Below are 20,804 nucleotides of genomic sequence, written 5' to 3'. Positions count from 1 at the left end.
AAGTTATGTTACAACAAATCATGAATATGCTGTGGAACAGCCGTCGGCACAATCTGTGGATTATGCTGGAACTGGTGGTGATAACGATAGTCAGTTGGGCTGTTCTGGACCCGTTGTTTGTCTTGACATACAACCAGTCCATCCCGAACGGTTACGATGCTGAAGGACTCTACCGTCTGGAGGTGACGCGTAATAAGGCGGATACACTTTCCGTTCCTGCCCGGGACTTTGAACGGATTATGCAGGGATTGCGCCATCACAAGGACATTGAGTCAGCTACATGTGTGCTGTCCGGAGCCTATCCCAGTTCTCCGGGTAATAATATGAATAGAGTTTTTAAAGATTCAGTAGAGGTACGCATGACGTATATTCCCTTTTTTACGAACTCCGGCTTTTTCCGGACTTGGCGTTTCCGTTCGGCTAAGGATGGTGCTTGGGAGACACTTGAGAAGCTGGAAGTTCCCAAAGGCAGCGTGATAATGTCGGAAGATGCCGTCATGTTGCTTTCCGAAGGCAAGGATTTGATCGGGCAAAGCGTGTACAGTACTTATGATTCCACGGAAATTCGTGTTGCAGGAATCATGAAGCCTATTAAAATGCGGAACAGTATGCAACCTTATCTGGTACGCTTGGTTTCCTATGGAAATGAAGAACAGATGCCCTCATGGGCCTTTGATAGCGGGCTGCGTATATTTTTCCGGACAAAGGCGGATGTTTCCGAAGGGCGTTTTATAGAAGAATTCATGTCGTGGGTGGATGATAACCTTTCGTCCGGTTCGTTGGTGTTCACGAAACTGACTCCTTTCCATGAAGTGCAGCGTGAAAGTGATTTGCAGGAAGGAGCTACGAACGAGATACGGATGAAGTATGCTTTGGCCTATTTCTTCATGATAAATTTGCTGTTGGCTGTAAGCGGTACCTTCTGGCTGCATACACGGACTCGCCGCGAGGAAATAGGTATCCGCCTATCCTATGGAGCCTCTCCCGGAGGTATCTGCCGAATGTTGATAGGAGAGGCTTTTATCATGACAACCATAGCTGTCTTTGTCGGTTGTTTCTTGTATTTCCAGTGGGCCTATTATGAAGGATTCTATACGCTGGATGACGGCGTGCCGGGATATGGCGACCTTTACCTGACCAATCATTTCTTTGCACATTTCTGCATCGTATCACTGCTGGTATATGTGGTGATGATGGCGGTGACATGGCTTGGTGTATACATTCCAGCGCACAGTATCAGCCGTATATCGCCGGTAGAAGCGTTACGGGATGAATAAATGCTCATTTTCTGAACTTCACCGCTGCCCATCGGTTCTTCTCACGATGGTGGACAAAGTGCAGTCCGTTACGTTCGGCTTCTTCGCGGATGACGGGAATGTCATCTATGTAGAAACCGCTCATCAACAACTCCGCTCCGGGATTCATGCGAGCTATGTAGTGCTTCATGTCCGCCAGGAGGATATTGCGGTTGATGTTGGCGATAACCATATCAAACGGACCTTTGCTTTTCAGAGAGGAGGCATCGCCTTGGGATACGGCAATGTTGTCCACTCCATTCAATGCTATATTTTCGAGGGAGTTGCGCACGCACCATTCATCTATGTCGATAGCCGTACAAGGAGAGGCTCCACGCATGCGTGCCAGTATGGCAAGGATGGAAGTTCCACAACCCATATCGAGCAGTGATTTGCCTTGCAGGTCACTGTCCAGCAGTTCGCCGATGATGAGGCTGGTGGTCTCGTGGTGCCCCGTGCCGAATGCCATCTGCGGATTGATGACGATGTCATATTCAGCCTGGGGAACATCATTGTGGAAAGTGCTGTGGATGACACAGCGGTCTCCGATGACGATGGGCTGGAAGAAGTTCTTTTCCCATTCTTCGTTCCAGTCTTTATCTTCGGCTTCCACATAGCTGTATGCTATTTGCGTGTCGGGCAGGGGGAAGTCGGCAAGTGCCTCTTTGAGGACGGTTTCGCTATAAAGGTCTTTCTGTATGTAAGCGGTGATGCCGTCGGTCTGCTCGACAAAACTTTCAAAGCCGGCTTCGCCCAAGACGCCGGAAAGTACATCGTTGACTATTTCTGTGCACGGAACGGTGCGGAATGTAAATTCTAAATATTTCATCGGAATATGATTGTTTGTTAAATACAGAACATGATTTTTAGAAGCAAACCAGTTTCTGCGTATATTTGTTTATCTTTCTGCAAAGGTAATGCAAACCGAGGGTAGAATAAAACGAACGTGCTCTTTTTTATCCGGCAGGGACTTTGATTTATTGAATGATAGGGTATTTAGGGAATTCCCTATAAATCTTTGGGGAAAATCTGCTGCATGGGATAAAATCCGGCGTTATCTTTGTGACGTGAAGAAATAGATAAACGTAAAATCCATAGACCAAACTAATATGAAAAAGATTGTTTTTTTATCGCTTTTTGCCTTGTGCCTCCCATGGACACTGGTGGCACAAAGTATAGATGACGACCTTTACTACACTCCTTCCAAGAATAAGGAAGAGAAAAAAGAAGAGGTGAAGCAGGAGAAGAAAGTCGCTGCTCCCGTAGAAGAGATTGTAGTAAAGTCGAATGTACCGACCACTGTCTATTCATCGCCGGGAAGCACTACTGTTGTAGTAAAAGACCGTAAGGGAAACACCCGCGATGTGGACGAATATAACCGCCGTTATGACTCCCGCGACAATGATTTCGTGATGGAGAACGATACCCTTTACATCAATGAAAAAGAAGATGACGGCCTGGACGGCGAATGGGTGAACGGTGAATTTGAAGGTTCGCAGGATGATTACGAGTATGCTACCCGTATCATCCGTTTCCGTAATCCCCGTTATGCCATCAGCATCAGCAGCCCGCTATATTGGGATGTGGTCTATGGCTTGAATTCCTGGGATTGGAACGTGTATACCGACGGATTATATGCATATGCTTTCCCTACATTCACCAACCGCTTGTGGTGGGATTGGCGCTATAACTCTTATGGTTGGGGCGGTTATCCTTACTATGGCTGGGGATGGAACAGCTGGTACGGTCCGAGCTGGAGCTTTGGCTGGGGCGGCTGGTACGGCGGTGGCTGGTGGGGACATCATCATCACCATCACTATCATCCCGGATATTATCCCGGTGGCGGTGGTCATTGGGGAGGCGGCCATTGGGGAAATGCATATACCAATAGACGTTCTTATGGTTCGAGCCGTTCTTCATATGCCGGAAACAGAGTATCGTCTTCCACTTCCCGCCGTTCTTCTGTTGTAAATGGAGGGCAGACTGTACGTCGTAGCAGTACTACTTCCGGTCAAGTGAGACGTAGCAGTACCGGTACGTCAGCCCGTCGGGTGGTGGGTACAAGAAGTTCGTCTACAGTTCGTTCGGGTTCTTCTGCAACTCGCTCAAGTGTAAATCGTTCGAGTGCAGCTTCTACCCGCCGTTCCACTTACACCCGTCCAAGCAGTACGCGTAGTAGTTCATATAATAGCAGTGTAGAAGGAGTTCGCAGCAGTCGTTCTTCCGGTGTACGTTCTTCTGTTGGAACTTCAACACGCAGCAGAACTTCATCGACTTATAACAGAGGTTCAAGCACTGCGCCGACACGCAGCTATTCTAATGATAACAATCGTAGCAGCAGTCGTTCATATTCTGCTCCTGTACGTTCATCCGGTAGCACCCGTTCTTCTTCCAGCTTCTCTTCAGGCAGTAGCTCACGTTCCAGTTACTCCAGTGGTGGTGGCGGTGGTGCCAGTCGTTCCAGTGGCGGCGGTGGTTCCAGAAGACGGTAAGTATAAGTATGTTTTAATCTAACAAGACTAAGAATTATGAAGAAGATAACCATGATAGCCCTTGCTATGTTTACAGCTGTAGGCGCAGGGGCACAGACAATATATGATGCAACGAATATTGCACAGAAGGAATTGAATGGAACCGCCCGTTTTGTCGGAATGGGCGGAGCTATGGGAGCATTGGGTGGTGATATTTCTACCATAGGAACCAATCCTGCCGGTATCGGTATTTATCGTAGCAATGATGCTATGCTTACCTTTGGCTATTCAATGACGGGTACAGAAAGCAATTATGTAGGTAATAAATTTGAAACGAACAAGAACCGCTGGAGTTTTGATAATGCCGGTTTTGTGATAGCTTCGAAGATAGGCAATCATACTCCTTTGCGGTATGTGAATTTTGGTTTTAATTACCACAAATCAAAGTCATTCTATAAGAATATGACGATGCAGGGGTTGATGGGAAGCATAGATAATCAATATGTATCTCAAGTGCGGAGTATGGCGCAGCAGGCTACGGATGCAGCTTATGCGTTCTATCATCGTCCTCAATATGATTACCCGGATCAAGGAGCTTATTTGGACTATGGGCGCAAGGATATTTATCAACATAATTATGCTGGATGGCTGGGGACTATGGGGTATCAAGGTGCACTTGTTCTTGAGGATATAGAAAGTGAGGACTATAATACTTATCCTCCTTATATTCCTTCCGAAGCGGATGCTTACTTCTTGTCGCGTGAGCGTGGCGGTGTTGACCAATATGATTTCAATATCTCCTTCAATATAAATGACCGTTTTTACTTTGGTGTTACTCTGGGTGCTTATGATGTGGATTACAACAAGTATTCCCTTTATGATGAAAAGTATGCCTATACATTGGAAGGAGATACACATGTTTATGATGACGAAGGTTATTCCTTGGAGAGCTTTAATCGTATACATGGTTCGGGTTTCGACTTTAAATTCGGCGCCATTTTCCGGCCGATTGAAGATTCTCCGCTTCGTATAGGTTTAGCTGTGCATACTCCTATCTATTACAAACTGACTTATACTACGGGGGCATTACTGACTTCGGATTTGTATTTGCCTGATGATGCGGGGAATGAACGTCTTACTCGTACAACTGTAGATACTTATTCTGCATTGGGCGGTAGAGACATGGACCGTGACTTTAAACTGCAAACCCCGTGGGTGTTTAACGCCAGTTTAGGCTATACGGTAGGTAATAATCTGGCTTTGGGAGCTGAATATGAATATGAGGATTACTCAAGCATGAAGTTCAAATATCCTGAAGGTGATGAGATGGCATGGGAAACGGGTGAGGCTGACCTCTGTATGAAGGGGGTAAGTACGCTTCGTTTAGGAGCAGAATACAAGCCGATACCTGCTTTCTCTCTGCGTGCCGGTTACAATTACAGTACTGCAGCCTATAAAAAGGATGCTATTAAGGCATTGCCTTCCAATTCTATAAATACAGATACGGATTTTGCCAATAGCAAATCGATGAATACTTTCACTTTAGGTATCGGTTATCGCTTTTCTTCGTTTTATGCGGATTTGGCTTATAAATTCGATACTTATAAATCTGATTTCTATCCGTTTTATAATGATATAAATGGCTTGGTAACACCGCCAACAACGGAAGTTACCAACACTCGCAGTAAAGTGCTATTTACATTGGGCATGCGTTTTTAGAAGAACAATTTTTATTGCAGATAACCTTTCATTGTCAATACCTTAGGGTATAAAAGAACTCCCCGGAATGTACAAATACATTTCGGGGAGTCTTGTGTTATAGGGGAGGGATTACAGATACCATGCCACGCCAAATGAATAGGGAGATACTTCCGGTCCCTTGTCTTTCTGGAATAATCCGTATGTGGAGTAGCGCAGGTAAATGCCGATATTACCATAACCGGCTTGTGCCAGCAGGTTTATGCCGACGGGCTGCACATACATACCTTTGCCTACGGTTTTCTTCTTGCCTCCGTTGATGTGTGAGAATGACTTCACGCTGTGACGTATCTCAAATTCGGGACCGGCATTGAAGAACACTTTGTTTCTTCCCACTCTTTGCTGCCATTCCATCAATACGGGTATACGGAAGAAGAAATGGCGCAGACGGCTTTTATTGTAACTGGTGTCTTCGTTGCCTGCGGTGAAGATGCTGGTTCCGTTTTCCTTCAGCAAGGCATAGTTACCGTCGATATTGAAAGAACGGTATCCCCAGCTGACTCCCAGGTTGATTCCCCAATGCGGGTTCTTCTTGAAGTTGTGATATACGGAGAGGATGTTGAAGCCGAATTCCCATGACTTGGATAAGTCGAGTCCCATCTTGTCGCTTGCTCCGAAGGAAAGGAAGTCGTTAGCCAGCCGGCTGTAGCCAATATACAGACCGGAACAGTGCGGTTCGTAAGCATTGTATCTTCTCTTTTTGGGGATGAATGGCAGTGCGTCGAGGAAAGTGCGCTTGTCTGCATCCACTTTCTCGAGATAGACTCCTTCATAAATTTGTACTTCTTTCTTTTCTCCGTCTTCCAACTGCTCTTCGTACACCTTGATGCGCATGTCTCCTTTTCCTTTCCGGATGATGATGGAGTCGCCTTGTGTCTGTACTGTAGCTTTCTGTTCAGGGTCAGTCTGTTGTTGTGCTGCCATGCGGCCGGCCGGCACAGCAAGCAGGCAGGCCAAAATCATAATTCTGGTTTTCATATCGTATATTGTTTTTAGTGTTATTCCGATTTGTAAAGCATATCCATCATTTCCTTTTCACTGAGCAGACCCTCTATGTAAATCAAAGTGCCCATGGAGTCTTTTCCTATCTTGAAAATGATGTAGCGGTTCAGCTTCTTTCCATTGCGTTCCACCTCTTTCAGTTGGTAATAAGCGCTACGCAGCACACCGCTTTCCATTACCTCCTGCGCCTTCTTTGCGTTATCTTGCTTGTCGTGTACAATGGCCTGCTGAATTTCCCGGCGATAGGGGGATACATTCTTGAACACAAGGCTCTTGTAGGTAGTCATGCGGTAAGATTTCAGGATACTGCCGTTCAGTTCTACCCTGGTCACGTCCTTTTGCTCGCCATACTTGCTGAATAGGTCGGCTATTTGCAGTCTCTCTTGTGCATGTACAAAGGCTGGCAGGCAAATCAGCAGGGAAAAGAGGCACAGACTACGTATGCAAATCAGTATAGATGTTTTCATAACCTTGTTATATTAGTGTTGAAACAGTAAGTTGCTTAAATCTTCATCCGTGAAGCTGGCGTTCTGCAGGGCTTCCAGTGCTTTGGCTTCCACCAGTTTCTCGTCTGTATACCGCTGGCCGTCGATGACGACATAATTTTCGGGAACATCGGAAAGCGGAAATATAATCTTAGCTACCCCGAGAAGCAGGAGCAATCCGGCGGCAATGCCGCTGACAGCATAGAATGTGCGATAGAGACGGAAAGGCTTCCGCTGTGCGGGTACTTCCTTTGCCGATTCTGTTGTTACGGATTTTTCCTCTGTCGGTTCTGCCATTGAAGTTGCTTCCCGGTTCAGATAAGCGAATAGGGGGCGGTACGTTTGCAGGTGCTCCGGCACTTCCTCTTCGGTAAAGAAACGGCGCAGTTCACGCTCTTCTTCGCAGGAAGTTTCCCCTTCGAAATATTTATCCAGCAGTTCATCTATCTTCATGGCTCATTTCTCCTTTCTTTTCTTTCTTGTATGGTTCGCAGGTAAACGTCTCTCACTTTCTTCCGGGCTCTTGACAGATTGCTGCGGATGGCTTCCGGTCCGCATCCCGTGATTTCGGCGATTTCGTCCGTTTCGTATCCTTCGATGTCCTTCATCTGCATGATGGTGCGTTGAAGATTGGGCAGCGAGTGGATGATTTCGTGCATCAGGTGGATTTCATCTTTGATTTCCAACAGCCGTTCCGGTGTTCCGGTGGGGGATGCCGCCTGCACTATGTCGAGAGATAGGGTGTCGTTGCGTTTGCAGCGCCACATATCTATACAGATGTTGTGCGTCAACGTCATGGCAAATGCTTCGATGCTCCGGTATTGCTCCAGTTCAAGCCTTTTGTTCCATAGCTTGAGCAGTACCTCCTGGACGGCATCTTCTGCATCCTCCGGTTCGTCGGTCAACTTCCGTGCATAGTTCAACAGCTTGGCACGGAGTGGAAGAACGGTTATTTTGAATTCTTTGAGTTCCATTTACACAGATAAGACGAATGGGAAATACAAACGTGACATTGTAAAGTGAAAAAAGTTGGAATAAAAAAAGGGACTTACTAACATTAGCAGTCCCTTTTCTTCACATTACTATAAAAGTATAGGATTATTTCTTGAAATAGCGGTTGTACAGACCTTCGAAACCTTTACCGTGACGGGCTTCGTCCTTAGCCATTTCGTGAACGGTGTCATGGATAGCGTCGAGGTTCAATGCTTTGGCACGGGTAGCGATACGCTTCTTGTCTTCGCATGCACCTGATTCTGCGTTCATTCTCTTTTCGAGGTTTGTCTTGGTGTCCCATACGCAGTCGCCCAGCAGTTCGGCAAACTTGGAAGCGTGTTCTGCTTCTTCCCAAGCGTAACGCTTGAAAGCTTCTGCAACTTCAGGATAGCCTTCACGGTCTGCCTGGCGGCTCATTGCCAAGTACATACCAACTTCTGTACATTCGCCCATGAAGTGGTTGTTCAGGTCTTTAATCATTTCGTCGTCGCAACCTTTGGCTACGCCGATTACGTGTTCGTCGGCAAATACCAGCGGGCCGTCAGCTGTTGCTTCTTCAACTTCTACGAACTTGCTTGCGGGAGCTTTACACAATGGGCACTTTTCGGGAGCTGCATCTCCTTCGTATACGTAACCGCATACAGTACATCTAAATTTTTTCATTTTCTCTCAGATTTTAATTAGTTGAATTAGTTATTCTTTGTTGTTCTTAAACGTTCTTCTTCTATGCAATGTTTACAGATTCCTTTATAATAGTAGTGGATTTCCTGCACATCGTGCCCGTCCATATCCATGTCGACCACTTTCTTGATGTTGTTATTGCACATCAAGTCATAAATCTTTCCGCAACGCTTGCACAAGAAATGACCGTGCGGGCTGGTATCGGCATCATAACATGTGTTACGCTCGTCGATAGTCAGGGTTTGTGCGGCACCTTGCTCGCTCAGTAGTTTCAAGGTATTGTATACCGTTGTTTTAGACAGTGTCGGTATGGAGGGAGACAGTGCCGTATAGATTTCATCCACCGTGGGATGCGTACGATGCTCTATCAAGTAATTCATGATGGCTATGCGCTGTACTGAAGGCTTGATATTATGATTCTGCAATCGTTTTACTACATCCATATAATCTAAAGTTTCAAACTTGTAATTATTACATTTTTAATTCACTTGCAAAGATAGGAAGTTCCTATAATTCTCCAAAAGATTTTTGGAAAATTTTTAGTTGCGGTCATTAAAATTGTTTATATATGTTCCTCTTCTTGTAGGTAGGTTGCCGTATTTTTGTCATAAAAGCGAAGGCAGGATGCACCCGGTTTTAGTCAGTTTCTCGTGCCGATATAGATAAAACGTTTTTCCCTTATCTCTCTTAATCAGAATTTTGCCGTATCTTTGCACCGAATAAATAATATAGCATCCTTATGAATTACGGATATGTAAAAGTAGCGGCGGCTGTGCCCCGTGTCAAGGTGGCTGACTGTAAGTTCAATGCCTCAGAGATTGAAAAAGAGATTATTATAGCCGATGGGAAAGGTGTGCAAATCATTGCTTTTCCGGAGTTGTGCATTACCGGATATACTTGTGGCGACCTCTTTGCCCAGCAACTTCTGCTCGAAGAGGCGGAAATGGGGCTGATACAGATTCTGAACAATACGCGCCAGATGGATATCATTTCGATATTGGGCATGCCCGTTGCACTGAACGGTGTGTTGCTGAATGCGGCGGTTGTCATTCAGAAGGGGAGAGTGCTGGGCGTTGTCCCGAAGACTTATCTTCCCAATTATAAGGAGTTTTATGAGAAGCGCTGGTTTACTTCCGCATGTGATGTGGCAGAAAACAGTGTGCGCCTTTGCGGGCAGATTATTCCGATGGGGAGAGACCTGCTGTTCGAAACGGCAGATACCACTTTCGGAGTGGAGATATGCGAAGATTTGTGGGCACCCATACCGCCCAGTTCCACGCTGGCACTGCAAGGTGCGGAAATCTTGTTCAATCTTTCGGCCGACAATGAAGGTATCGGCAAGCACAATTATCTGCGCTCGCTTATCAGCCAGCAGTCGGCACGGTGCATTGCCGGTTATGTATTCAGCTCATGCGGTTTCGGAGAATCCACTACGGATGTGGTGTTTGCCGGCAACGGACTGATTTATGAGAACGGGACTCTGCTGGCGGCAAACGAACGCTTCTCTTTCGAAGGGCAGGTGGTCATCAGTGAAATTGATGTGGAACACTTGCGTACGGAGCGCCGGGTGAATACGACCTTCGCGGCTTGCCATGCAAATTGTGTTTCGGCCCTTCCGGTACGAATCTCTACGGAGTATGTCAACAGCAGGGATTTGAACCTAACACGTACTTTTGAACCGCATCCATTTGTTCCGCAGGGGATAGCGTTGGACGAACGCTGTGAGGAGGTATTCTCCATCCAGGTGTCCGGACTGGCGCAACGTCTGGTGCATACTAAAGCGAAGAGTGCCGTTATCGGCATTTCGGGCGGACTGGATTCTACGCTGGCGCTGCTGGTTTGCGTAAAGACTTTCGATAAGTTGGGATGGTCCCGCCAGGGTATTGTCGGTGTCACCATGCCGGGATTCGGAACGACCGACCGTACTTACACGAATGCCATCGACCTGATGAACTCCCTCGGTGTGACTGTCCGCGAGGTCAGTATCAAGGAGGCCTGCATACAGCATTTCAAAGACATAGACCATGATGTCCATGTGCACGACGTGGTTTACGAGAATGCGCAGGCACGGGAGCGTACCCAAATCTTGATGGATATTGCCAACCAGACCTGGGGAATGGTTATCGGTACGGGCGACCTTTCGGAACTTGCTTTAGGATGGGCCACTTACAACGGCGATCACATGTCGATGTACGGTGTGAATGCCAGCGTCCCCAAGACTCTGGTGAAGCACTTGGTGAAATGGGTGGCAGAGCATGATATGGACGATGCTTCACGTGCTACCTTGCTCGATATTGTGGATACTCCCATCAGCCCGGAACTGATTCCGGCAGATGAGAACGGTAATATCCAGCAGATTACCGAGGATTTGGTGGGGCCGTATGAGCTTCACGACTTCTTCCTTTATTACTTCCTGCGCTGCGGTTTCCGTCCTTCCAAGATATTTTTCCTGGCAGCACACACATTCAAGGGGATGTATGATGAAGAAACCATCAAAAAATGGTTGCAGACTTTCTGCCGTCGTTTCTTCAACCAGCAGTTCAAGCGTTCCTGTTTGCCGGATGGTCCGAAGGTGGGCAGTATCTCTCTGAGTCCGCGCGGTGATTGGAGAATGCCGAGCGATGCTTCGTCGGAGATGTGGCTAAGGGAGGTGGAAGGACTCTAATTCTTTACTTCGGGTATGCCGTAATATCGATATGGGTATTTGATGACTGCATCTTGTTTGCATTCTTGCTGCATGTATTTTGCAGTGCGACTGCAAACGTGTTGCAGTATCACTGCATAACTGTTGCAGTCGTACTGCATATCGGTGTGCAGTGCCACTGCAACGGCTTTGCAGTGGCACTGCAAAATGTATGCAGGATTTTGCAGTAATAAGCTGCTGATTGATAACTAGTTGTAAAAGTAGGGATATGCTGCGTGTATGGAAAAGTGCAGCTTAGTTTCGTTTCCCGTAGTATCGTTTGTAGATTTTCTTGTATTCTTTTCCCTTTTTGAAACTATCCAGCCATGTGTTGAGGCTGTCCAGCAGGATAGGGGACTGTTTGCTTACCCCCCAGGAATAGAATTGCGTGAAGCTGATGGCGGTATTGATGTCTATTTGAGGAATGCTGTCGGCTGCGGTACGGGCAATGCTTTCGTCGCATACGGCATAGTCGATGTCTCCATGGGCTACCAAGGCAATCAGTTGTTCGGAACCGTACTTCTCTATTTCCTCAACGTAGATGGTGTCGCCTATCTCATTTCCCAGGTTGCGGATGCGTAGTATGGAAGGGGAGCCTTTCACTACGTGCAGTGTCTTTCCAGCCAGGTCCAGTTGGCTTTTGATGAATAATGACGAGTCGGAAATATTCTCAAGCTTGCGTTGCACCAGCACTTGCTTGTTCAGCACAATAGGGGTGGTAAGCAGCAAGGAGTCTTTCAGCTCACTGGTGGCGAGGATGCCGTAGGCAATCACGTCATATTGCCCGTCGGCCAGGCCTTCCAGCCGCTTGTTGAAGCTCATTTCCGGTGATATGGCCGCTTGCAGCCCGTGGTCGCGTGCAAAAGCTTCTATCAGCTCGTAGTGGAAACCGGACAAGGTGTCATCATCCACATAGAAACTGATGGAGTTGTATTCCGTCGAAGCATGTATGATGCCTTCGGCAGCTATCTCGGCATAATCGCGCGGATGACCTTTCGGTTTCTCTTCTTTCTTGATGAGATAGTGGGCAATGAGAGCCGCTGCAATTCCCAGAAGTGCGTATTTGAGCAGTCTGCTTTTCGTCATACAGTCATCTGTTAGTCATAGAAATTCCATGAGACGCCAATTTTGAACAAGCGCGGATTGATGGGGTAGTGCGGCACCAGGAAGGAATTGGCGCTTCCCATACCCGCGTTGACGTGATACATCATGGCAAAGATACGCGTCCGCTTCAAGTGCAGGTTGGCATATACGTTTACGATGGGGTAACCGCCTATTTCCACCAAATCGTCCGTAGGTTGCAGATGGAATTGCTGGACGCCGGGTGCATAGGCGGGTGCGTTGTACTTGGTGAAGTAACGGACATCGGCACCCAACTGAACGGTCAGCACCTTCTTGGCGAGTTTAGCCAATATGTAGAAGTTATGGTAGAGCGAGAGTTGGGGCAGTGGAAGTACTGTTTCATTGCTCGTCTTCTGCCAGGTCACCTCATTGTCCAGGTGGAAGACACCGAGGCGGAAGTCTTGTTTCAGTGTGGCGGACAGCACTTGTATGTTGCCTCCGTTCTGTTCGGGCAGGGCGCTTTGGTTGAAGTAGGTGTAGTTCTTGATATTCTCTACGCCGGCACGGAGATTGGTTCCCCAACGGGAAATGTTCAGCTCGCCTTCCACACGCGTACGGAATTCCTTGTCCATGTTGTCGTTGTCCCAGTTGTAGTGGTTGGAGTGATAATGACGCATATAGAAGGAAGGAAGCGTGTTGCTCACATAACCGCGGGCGTAGAAGTTCACCGTATCTTTCCATAGACGGAAGTTCAGGTCCAGATTGGCGTTGACGCGGAACTGCCCGATGGCTTTGTCTACCAACCCCACTTCACCGTTTACGTTGTAGTGCAACAGTTTGCCTTCGCGCTTGGCGAGCTCGCCGCCCACGAAGATTTCCTGTTCGGTGTAGCGGATGCGGCGCATGTCGGTAAGCGTGTCCGTGTTCATCAGGTCGTACCGGCTGAACTTGTGGGAGATATAAGCCGTAAGTCCGGCTTTGGCATATTTGTTGAAACCTTCCAGCAAGGCTATTCCGAACACGTTCTTTACACTGAATGCCGTGGTGGAGTCGTTGCTGTAATTCTTGTAAAGCTTGTAGTCTTCCGGGAAGAATCCTTCGGGCTCGCTTCCCGAACGGAATTGGTGCCGCGACCGCTCTACTTTCAAGGTATGGATAAAGCTGGTGACGGGGACGAACTCTTCTTCGAAAAGTGAGTCGTTGTCTGCGGTAGAAACAGACGGCAGGCTGTCATTGGCAGCTGCAAGTGTGCTGACCGATTTTGATGCTATGCTGTCGTTTGGCAATGCTATGTCGTTGTTCGAAGCGGATATTTCGGATTCAGAGGACGGGGAGGATGAGGCTTTGGGTGCGGATACCATCGGTTTGCCTTCTTGTGTGTTCCGTACTCTCCGCGTAAAACCAAGACGATAGCGCTGTGTCAGATAGATATAAAAATCCTTGTTACGGTTGGAACTCTGTTCCAATTTGACCGGAATAGTGGTGGACTCGTACTCTTTCTTTCCTCCGGACATGTTTTCGGGACGGGTGATGTATTGGTCGTCTGCAATACCGCCGTTCTCGTTCATCTTCAGGAAAAAGTTGTTGTAGACTGCTTGTACCTGGTATTTCTCGCCGATATAGCTACCGAACAGACCTGCATTGAAGTGCGAGGTGGACTGGTTCTGGTAATAACCGCGCCCGTACAGATAGTCGATGTTGAAGCCAAATGCCAACTGCTTGTTGACGTTGACGGAGAAATAGGACTTGAAGCGTTCTTCACCGTTCACTTTGTTGCCGGCCTTGTAGTAGGTAAGATTGGTGTAAGGCACGTTGCTGTTGGTGAAAAGCACCTGGTCGGGACGTGTGAAAAAACTGGAGAAGGGAGCCATGAAGATGGTAGGTTCGCTTTCCTCCCGTTCGAAGAACAGACGTGAGAGACGTGGAGAACCTAGATTTCCCAAGTAGTTGTAATGGCCGAACATTCCTTCCACCAGATTGGTGCTCTGGAAGTTGAGGCTGGCTGTGTCGGCAGGTATGATGGTACGGTTGCCCAGTGTCTCACTTAGTTTCCACATGTAAAGCTTGGGTGGAAGACTTTGAATCTCAGTATTGGTACTGTCTTCCAGATTGTCCGGCTGGGTATTCGGGTCAATCTGGTTACCGAACCGGTCGCGATTGTTCATCGGGTTTAAGGTGTTTTGCGCCATAGCCCCCCATATCCCTATAACGGACAGAAATATATATGTCAGTACAATTCGTCTCATAATTAGGCGCAAAGATACAATAAAAAATTATTTGCTTACTGAATTCAGCCTTTTTTGCTTCTTTTAAACTGTCTTGTTTTCTGTTTTGTTCTATACTGCTTCCGGTTCTCTGCCCTTGAATCCATGCTTTTTCCGGCTTGAAATGAAATAAGCCCTTGCAATAAAATATCACAAGGGCTTATCCGTTTTCCTTTATCTCTTATTCTGGCGTAAAGTTCCTCCTCTTATGGGGAGTGGCTTTACACAGCCTTTCATTTCATTTCCTGAATAAGTTCCATCCCTTTCTTGATAGCTTCTTCGTTCATCGGTATCAAGTGGTGGTGGCGTTCGGGCAGTGTCTTCTTCAATCCTCTGAGTACACTGTCCAGTGTAACCATCGGCTTGATTTTCAATAATCCACCCAATACAATCATGTTGAATGCCTTGGCGTTGTTCATTTCATTGGCGGCATCCATGGCGTTGATGCGGTAAACGTGGATGTCCTTACGCGTCGGCGGGTTGATGATGCCGTAACCGTCGTAGATAAGTACGCCTCCGGGTTTTACCTTGCTTTCGAATTTCTCCAGTGACGGCTGGTTCAGGATGATGGCGGCATCGTACTTGCTTAAGATAGGTGAGGATATTTTCTCGTCACTTACGATGACTGTTACGTTGGCTGTACCACCACGTTGTTCCGGTCCGTAAGCCGGCATCCAAGTCACCTCTTTGCCTTCCATCAGTCCGGAATATGCCAAAATCTTTCCCATGGACAATACACCTTGTCCACCGAAGCCTGCTATAATGATTTCTTCTTTCATTGTTCTTCTGTCTTTAGCATGATTATTTATCTTTCAGGTCGCCCAGCGGATAGAAGGGGAACATGTTCTCTACCATCCATTCATTGGATTTCGCAGGAGACATCTTCCAGCCGGAGTTACAGGTGGAAACGATTTCCACAAGGTTGGAACCTTTGCCTGCCATAGAGTTCTCGAATGCTTTGCGGATAGCCTTTTTCGCTTTGCGGATGGCGGGAACGGACTGTACGCTTTGGCGTGTCACGTAAGCGGTTCCTTCCAATTGTGCAGCAATATCGGCCATCTTCAGCGGATAGCCGTGCAGATGCACGTCACGTCCGTAAGGGCTGGTCGATGTCTTCATGCCTACAAGGGTAGTGGGAGCCATTTGTCCCCCGGTCATACCATAGATGGCATTGTTGATGAAGATGATGGTGATGTTTTCGCCGCGGTTCAAGGCGTGGATGGTTTCGGCAGTACCGATACAAGCCAGGTCGCCGTCTCCTTGGTAAGTGAACACCAGGCGGTCTGGCCAAAGGCGCTTGATGGCAGTGGCAAGTGCGGGCGCACGTCCATGGGCGGCTTCCTGCCAGTCGATGTCTATATAATTATAGATGAACACGGCACATCCCACGGGGGAGATGCCTATTGCTTTGTCTTCCAGTCCCATTTCTTCGATAACTTCGGCTACGAGTTTATGAACTACGCCGTGACTGCATCCCGGGCAGTAGTGCATGGGATTGTCGTTCATCAGAGTCGGTTTCTTGGCAACCAGATTCTCGGGCTTTATAATATCTTCTTTTGTCATAATCACTTCTCCTATCTGTTGGTGAACCGTATGAAAAACTCCATCAACTTGACGAATATCGCCGCGCCGCAGACGTAGATGAACAGCTTGAAGTCATCTTTTGCAGCAAAATATATAATGATAGCTGCCAGGGCAAGTACCATGAAGAGAATGTTCAGTACGTTTCTTATTTTATCAGGATTCATTTCTTAATCAGTTTTTCTTTCAATGCATCTACTATCTCATCCGGATCGGGAACAATGCCGCCGAGGCGTCCGAAATGTTCCACTTTCACTTTACCGTTCACGGCAAGGCGGACATCTTCCACCATCTGTCCGGCATTCAATTCTGTAACGAGCATACCTTTCACCTTGTCGGCATACGCGGCAATGGCTTTGGTCGGGAACGGCCACAACGTGATGGGGCGGAGCATACCTACCTTTATTCCTTCTTCGCGTGCCAGCTCCATTGCTTTCTGTCCGATGCGTGCCATAGAGCCGAAGGCTACAATCAGGTAGTCGGCATCATCGCAATGAATTTCCTCGAAGCGAACCTCATTCTCTTCTATCTGCTTGTATTTGGCCTGGAAACGGATGTTGTTCTTTTCCATTTCTTCCGGTTTCAGTTCCAATGAGGTGATGACGTTGGGTTTGCGGCCATTGGTTCTGCCGGTAGTGGCCCATGGGCATTGTTCGATGACTTCCGCATCGGTGCGGCGTGGCTTTTGTACCGGGAGCACCACTTTTTCCATCATCTGGCCGATGACACCGTCGGCAAGGATGATTGCCGGATTACGGTATTTGAAGGCAAGTTCGAATGCCAGTCCTACGAAATCTGCCATTTCTTGTACGGAAGCCGGAGCAAGGGCAATCAGACGATAGTCACCGTGGCCGCCTCCTTTTACTGTCTGGAAATAGTCGGCCTGGCTCGGTTGGATGGTTCCCAGACCGGGACCGCCGCGCATAACGTTTACAATCAAGCAAGGCAGCTCGGCACCTGCCAGATAAGAGATACCTTCCTGCTTTAGGCTGACACCGGGGCTGGAGGAGGAGGTCATGACCATTTTACCACTTCCGGCACCGCCGTACACCATATTGATAGCTGCCACTTCACTTTCTGCCTGAAGAACCACCATGCCGGTCGTCTCCCAGGGTTTCAGTTCGGCAAGAGTTTCCAATACCTCCGATTGCGGAGTAATGGGATATCCGAAGTAACCGTCTGCACCGCAACGGATGGCTGCGTGGGCGATGGCTTCGTTTCCTTTCATTAATACAACTTCTTCTGCCATATTCTACTGATTTACAGATTTATTCTACTTTTATTTTATATACTGAGATACATCCGTCCGGACATACTGTGGCGCACGAGGCGCAGCCGTTACAAGTATCTTCCAATATCTGGTGGGCATAGTTATACCCTTTCACATTCACCTCCTTGGTGAGGGCTATTACGTTGAGCGGACACGCTACCACACACAAGTTGCAGCCTTTGCAACGTTCGGTGTCTACTACGATTGCTCCTTTGATTTTTGCCATAATTTACGTTCTTTATTTATTGATTGTACATATCCTTGTTGTAGAAGTTCAGGATGTCCATAGCCATTTGATAGGCATGTTGTGCCGGGCTTTCGGGGTTCAGGTCGATGGCATACTGATAGTTGTTCAGTGCTTGTTGCCAGTTGCCTTGTTTCCGATAGGCATTTCCCCGCAGGTAGTAAGCTTCGTCTTTGCCGGGAAAGTCTGTTTGCAGTATTTCGTCAAGCTGCTGGATGGCTTGCTCTACATTTCCCTGGTTGATAAGCTCTTTTATGGTATTCAGTCGTTCCATATCTAAAAAATATCCGGGTTATCGAACCACAAAGATAGTTTTTATTTGAAGACAATGAGCATCTTCACTGTGAAAAATAAGAAAAAGGGGCAAATAAAAAGCCCGAAGTTTCTCACGATTCTATCAGAATGTCAGAGCTTCGGGCGGATATCATAAAGAATGTGATTCTACTGCTTTACAAGTGTACCGGTATCTTGTCCACTCTTCGTTGGTGGCGTCCGCCTTCGAATGGTGTACTGAAGAATTCCCTCATAATCATGTCGGCTTCTTCGGTACTGATGAATCGCCCTGGCATGACAAGCACATTGGCATCATTGTGCTGGCGTGCCAAATGGGCTATTTCTGCCGTCCAGCAGAGGGCTGCGCGGATACCCTGATGCTTGTTCAGCGTTATGCTGATACCTTCACCGCTTCCGCAGATGGCAATTCCCGGATAGCACTCTCCGGCTTCAACGGCCAGTGCCAAAGGATGTGCAAAGTCGGGATAGTCGCAACTCTCGGTTGAGTAGGTCCCGAAGTCCTTGTAAGCCCAGCCTTTGGCTTCCAACCAGCCGCGAACATATTCCTTCAATTCGAAGCCTGCATGGTCGGAACAGATTCCTATTGTTTTCATGATGGTCAGTTAATATACCAATGTGCCAATGTGCTGATGCCTGCAGCTTGTAGGGCGCGGGCAATCAGCACATCAGCACATTGGATAATGATTATAACATTGCTTTTACTTGTTTGTAAACGTTCTCTGCGGTGAAACCGAGCTTTTCGTCCAGCACTTTATAAGGTGCCGAGAATCCGAATGATTCCAATCCCCATACTTTACCGCGGGGACCTACCAGCCCTTGCAGTGTGACGGGCAGACCGGCTGTCAGGCCGAATACCTTGGCACCACACGGGATAATGCCTTCTTGATATCCCGGAGCTTGGCTACGGAACAGACCTTCGGAAGGAACGGACACGATACGCACCTTGATGCCATCCTTGCGCAGCAATTCAGTACCGGCTACCAATGTGGCAACTTCCGAGCCTGAAGCAACGAGGATTATATTTGGATTTTCATCGGAGCCGGCTACAATATAAGCGCCTTTGGCAGCTTGTTCGTAATCGTTGCCTTCGGGCAGGTTGGCGATGTTCTGGCGGGAGAAAATCAAACCGGTTGGGGTTGTGGTATTTTCCATTGCCAGTTTCCATGCCACAGTTGTTTCTTCTGCATCTGCCGGGCGGAGTACCAACATGGAATTATGTCCCTTGTGGTTTTTCAGTTTTTCCATCAGGCGGATTTGGGCTTCCTGCTCTACCGGTTCATGGGTAGGACCGTCTTCACCTACACGGAAGGCATCGTGTGTCCAGATGAACTTCACGGGAACTTCCATCAGGGCTGCCATACGTACGGCAGGTTTCATGTAGTCGGAGAATACGAAGAAAGTTCCGCAAGCGGGGATTACACCGCCATGCAGTGCCATACCGATACAGCAACATGCCATAGTCAGCTCGGCAACACCGGCCTGGAAGAATGCACCGCTGAAGTCACCTTTCTTGAAGGCATGTGTTTTCTTGAGGAATCCGTCTGTCTTGTCGGAATTGGAAAGGTCGGCAGAAGCAACAATCATATTTTCTACTTGAGTGGCGAGAGCACTGAGCACAGTGGCAGATGCTGCGCGGGTGGCAACGCCTGCTTTCTGTTCGATGGCGGCCCAATTCACTTCGGGAGCCTTGCCGGAGAAGAACATTTCCAGTTTGGCAGCCTTTTCTGGATTGGCTTTTGCCCATGCGGCTTTGGCTGCATACTTTTCAGCCATGATTTTCTTCAGCTCAGTTGCACGCTTGGCATATAGTTCGGCCACTTCGGGGAAGATGACAAACGGATTTGTCGGGTCACCACCCAAATTCTTGATAGTGTTTATATAAGCGTCGCCGCCCAGAGGAGCACCGTGCGTGGCACAATCAGCCTCGTAGCTGCTGCCGTCTGCCTTGCGGGCACCTTTACCCATTACGGTATGGCCGATAATCAGCGTCGGACACTCTTTCTCAGCTTTGGCTTCGTTCAGTGCACCGCGGATGGCATCGGGATCGTTGCCATTGATTTTAATGACTTTCCAGCCCCAAGCTTCGTATTTCTTGCCGGTGTCTTCGATGGTTACATCCTTTGTTTCGGTAGAAAGCTGGATGTCGTTGGCATCATAGAACATGATGAGATTATCCAACCCTAATGCTCCGGCAATACGGCCTGAGCCTTGGGAGATTTCTTCCTGGATGCCACCGTCGGAAATATAAGCGTAGATGGTCTGTGGCATTACTTCTTCGAAACGTGCCTTCATGAACTTGGCTGCGATGGCCGCACCGACTGCAAATGTGTGTCCCTGGCCGAGCGGTCCGGAAGTGTTTTCGATGCCGCGCATGATGTCACGTTCGGGATGTCCCGGAGTAGGGCTTCCCCATTGACGGAACTCTTTCAGTTCGTCCAGCGTGAACTTGCCGGTCAGGGCCAATGTGGAGTAAAGCATCGGTGACATGTGTCCCGGGTCGAGGAAAAAGCGGTCGCGACCTTCCCAAGCCGGATTTTCAGGATCATATACCAGGAACTCTGAGAAGAGTACATTTACAAAGTCGGCACCACCCATGGCACCGCCCGGGTGTCCGGAGTTGGCTTTCTCAACCATGGATGCAGCAAGGATACGGATATTATCCGCTGCACGGTTCATAAGTTTGTTGTCGTTCATATTGAATCTAATTAATTTTGAATATTA

The 20,804-nt window shown here is 47.9% G+C and carries 21 protein-coding genes; 4 read left to right on the top strand and 17 right to left on the bottom strand.

The window, feature by feature from the left end; all coding sequences use genetic code 11:
* The first annotated feature begins 5 nt into the window (after nucleotides 1–5).
* Nucleotides 6–1,277 carry an ABC transporter permease gene (locus DW947_RS02860; protein WP_016273403.1) on the top strand — a complete coding sequence of 424 codons (1,272 nt, stop codon included), beginning with the start codon at nucleotides 6–8 and terminating at the stop codon, nucleotides 1,275–1,277.
* 4 nt (nucleotides 1,278–1,281) lie between these two features.
* On the opposite strand, the gene prmA is transcribed toward DW947_RS02860, so the two are convergent.
* Nucleotides 1,282–2,124: a 50S ribosomal protein L11 methyltransferase gene (prmA, locus tag DW947_RS02855; RefSeq protein ID WP_057256391.1), complete on the bottom strand. Its 843-nt coding sequence runs from the start codon at nucleotides 2,122–2,124 to the stop codon at nucleotides 1,282–1,284.
* 280 nt (nucleotides 2,125–2,404) lie between these two features.
* Here prmA and DW947_RS02845 point away from each other — a divergent pair, with 280 nt between their 5' ends.
* Nucleotides 2,405–3,787, top strand: coding sequence for a hypothetical protein (locus tag DW947_RS02845; RefSeq protein WP_117749533.1), 1,383 nt, complete (start codon nucleotides 2,405–2,407; stop codon nucleotides 3,785–3,787).
* Between the two features lie 36 nt (nucleotides 3,788–3,823).
* A complete protein-coding gene (locus DW947_RS02840; RefSeq protein ID WP_044468198.1) occupies nucleotides 3,824–5,485 on the top strand; it encodes an OmpP1/FadL family transporter in 1,662 nt (553 codons plus the stop codon).
* A 111-nt stretch (nucleotides 5,486–5,596) separates the two neighbouring features.
* Here the strand turns inward: DW947_RS02840 and DW947_RS02835 are convergent, their stop codons facing one another.
* The 6 genes from DW947_RS02835 to DW947_RS02810 all read right to left on the bottom strand — a co-directional run bounded on the left by DW947_RS02835 (nucleotide 5,597) and on the right by DW947_RS02810 (nucleotide 9,128).
* The gene (locus DW947_RS02835; RefSeq protein ID WP_117749532.1) at nucleotides 5,597–6,502 is read right to left on the bottom strand and encodes an outer membrane beta-barrel protein; all 906 of its coding nucleotides are present in this window, start codon (nucleotides 6,500–6,502) and stop codon (nucleotides 5,597–5,599) included.
* Between the two features lie 20 nt (nucleotides 6,503–6,522).
* A complete protein-coding gene (locus tag DW947_RS02830; RefSeq protein ID WP_005826627.1) occupies nucleotides 6,523–6,993 on the bottom strand; it encodes a DUF4252 domain-containing protein in 471 nt (156 codons plus the stop codon).
* A gap of 12 nt (nucleotides 6,994–7,005) precedes the next feature.
* On the bottom strand, nucleotides 7,006–7,464 hold the full coding sequence (locus tag DW947_RS02825) for a hypothetical protein (RefSeq protein ID WP_044468197.1): 459 nt from the start codon (nucleotides 7,462–7,464) through the stop codon (nucleotides 7,006–7,008).
* Entirely contained in the window at nucleotides 7,461–7,985 is a 525-nt protein-coding gene (locus DW947_RS02820) for an RNA polymerase sigma factor (RefSeq protein ID WP_117962612.1), read from the bottom strand. The genes DW947_RS02825 and DW947_RS02820 overlap by 4 nt, the downstream gene beginning before the upstream one ends.
* A gap of 124 nt (nucleotides 7,986–8,109) precedes the next feature.
* Entirely contained in the window at nucleotides 8,110–8,667 is a 558-nt protein-coding gene (locus DW947_RS02815) for an NADH peroxidase (RefSeq protein ID WP_005826622.1), read from the bottom strand.
* Between the two features lie 26 nt (nucleotides 8,668–8,693).
* A complete protein-coding gene (locus DW947_RS02810; protein ID WP_005826619.1) occupies nucleotides 8,694–9,128 on the bottom strand; it encodes a Fur family transcriptional regulator in 435 nt (144 codons plus the stop codon).
* Nucleotides 9,129–9,424: 296 nt separating this feature from the next.
* Here DW947_RS02810 and DW947_RS02805 point away from each other — a divergent pair, with 296 nt between their 5' ends.
* A complete protein-coding gene (locus DW947_RS02805; RefSeq protein WP_022402096.1) occupies nucleotides 9,425–11,350 on the top strand; it encodes an NAD(+) synthase in 1,926 nt (641 codons plus the stop codon).
* 273 nt (nucleotides 11,351–11,623) lie between these two features.
* On the opposite strand, the gene DW947_RS02795 is transcribed toward DW947_RS02805, so the two are convergent.
* The 10 genes from DW947_RS02795 to DW947_RS02750 form a co-directional block, all read right to left on the bottom strand.
* On the bottom strand, nucleotides 11,624–12,454 hold the full coding sequence (locus DW947_RS02795; protein WP_044467289.1) for a transporter substrate-binding domain-containing protein: 831 nt from the start codon (nucleotides 12,452–12,454) through the stop codon (nucleotides 11,624–11,626).
* Between the two features lie 11 nt (nucleotides 12,455–12,465).
* Entirely contained in the window at nucleotides 12,466–14,676 is a 2,211-nt protein-coding gene (locus DW947_RS02790) for a putative porin (protein WP_117962614.1), read from the bottom strand.
* 251 nt (nucleotides 14,677–14,927) lie between these two features.
* The gene (locus DW947_RS02785; RefSeq protein ID WP_005826606.1) at nucleotides 14,928–15,473 is read right to left on the bottom strand and encodes a 2-oxoacid:acceptor oxidoreductase family protein; all 546 of its coding nucleotides are present in this window, start codon (nucleotides 15,471–15,473) and stop codon (nucleotides 14,928–14,930) included.
* A 22-nt stretch (nucleotides 15,474–15,495) separates the two neighbouring features.
* Nucleotides 15,496–16,257, bottom strand: coding sequence for a thiamine pyrophosphate-dependent enzyme (locus tag DW947_RS02780; protein ID WP_005826605.1), 762 nt, complete (start codon nucleotides 16,255–16,257; stop codon nucleotides 15,496–15,498).
* Nucleotides 16,258–16,268: 11 nt separating this feature from the next.
* Nucleotides 16,269–16,442 carry a hypothetical protein gene (locus DW947_RS02775; protein WP_005826603.1) on the bottom strand — a complete coding sequence of 58 codons (174 nt, stop codon included), beginning with the start codon at nucleotides 16,440–16,442 and terminating at the stop codon, nucleotides 16,269–16,271.
* A complete protein-coding gene (locus DW947_RS02770; protein WP_016273409.1) occupies nucleotides 16,439–17,524 on the bottom strand; it encodes a 3-methyl-2-oxobutanoate dehydrogenase subunit VorB in 1,086 nt (361 codons plus the stop codon). Before DW947_RS02770 ends, DW947_RS02775 begins: the two co-directional genes overlap by 4 nt.
* Before the next feature lie 19 nt (nucleotides 17,525–17,543).
* Nucleotides 17,544–17,771: a ferredoxin family protein gene (locus DW947_RS02765; protein WP_005826600.1), complete on the bottom strand. Its 228-nt coding sequence runs from the start codon at nucleotides 17,769–17,771 to the stop codon at nucleotides 17,544–17,546.
* Nucleotides 17,772–17,787: 16 nt separating this feature from the next.
* The gene (locus DW947_RS02760; RefSeq protein ID WP_005826598.1) at nucleotides 17,788–18,063 is read right to left on the bottom strand and encodes a tetratricopeptide repeat protein; all 276 of its coding nucleotides are present in this window, start codon (nucleotides 18,061–18,063) and stop codon (nucleotides 17,788–17,790) included.
* Between the two features lie 175 nt (nucleotides 18,064–18,238).
* Nucleotides 18,239–18,676 carry a ribose 5-phosphate isomerase B gene (gene rpiB / locus DW947_RS02755; protein WP_005826596.1) on the bottom strand — a complete coding sequence of 146 codons (438 nt, stop codon included), beginning with the start codon at nucleotides 18,674–18,676 and terminating at the stop codon, nucleotides 18,239–18,241.
* Nucleotides 18,677–18,767: 91 nt separating this feature from the next.
* On the bottom strand, nucleotides 18,768–20,777 hold the full coding sequence (locus tag DW947_RS02750; protein ID WP_009036826.1) for a transketolase family protein: 2,010 nt from the start codon (nucleotides 20,775–20,777) through the stop codon (nucleotides 18,768–18,770).
* Nucleotides 20,778–20,804: the final 27 nt, after the last annotated feature.

It is taken from the genome of Bacteroides sp. AM44-19 (genome assembly GCF_003603395.1).
Lineage (GTDB): Bacteria > Bacteroidota > Bacteroidia > Bacteroidales > Bacteroidaceae > Bacteroides > Bacteroides uniformis.
This window is presented reverse-complemented; position numbering and strand designations above follow the sequence as displayed.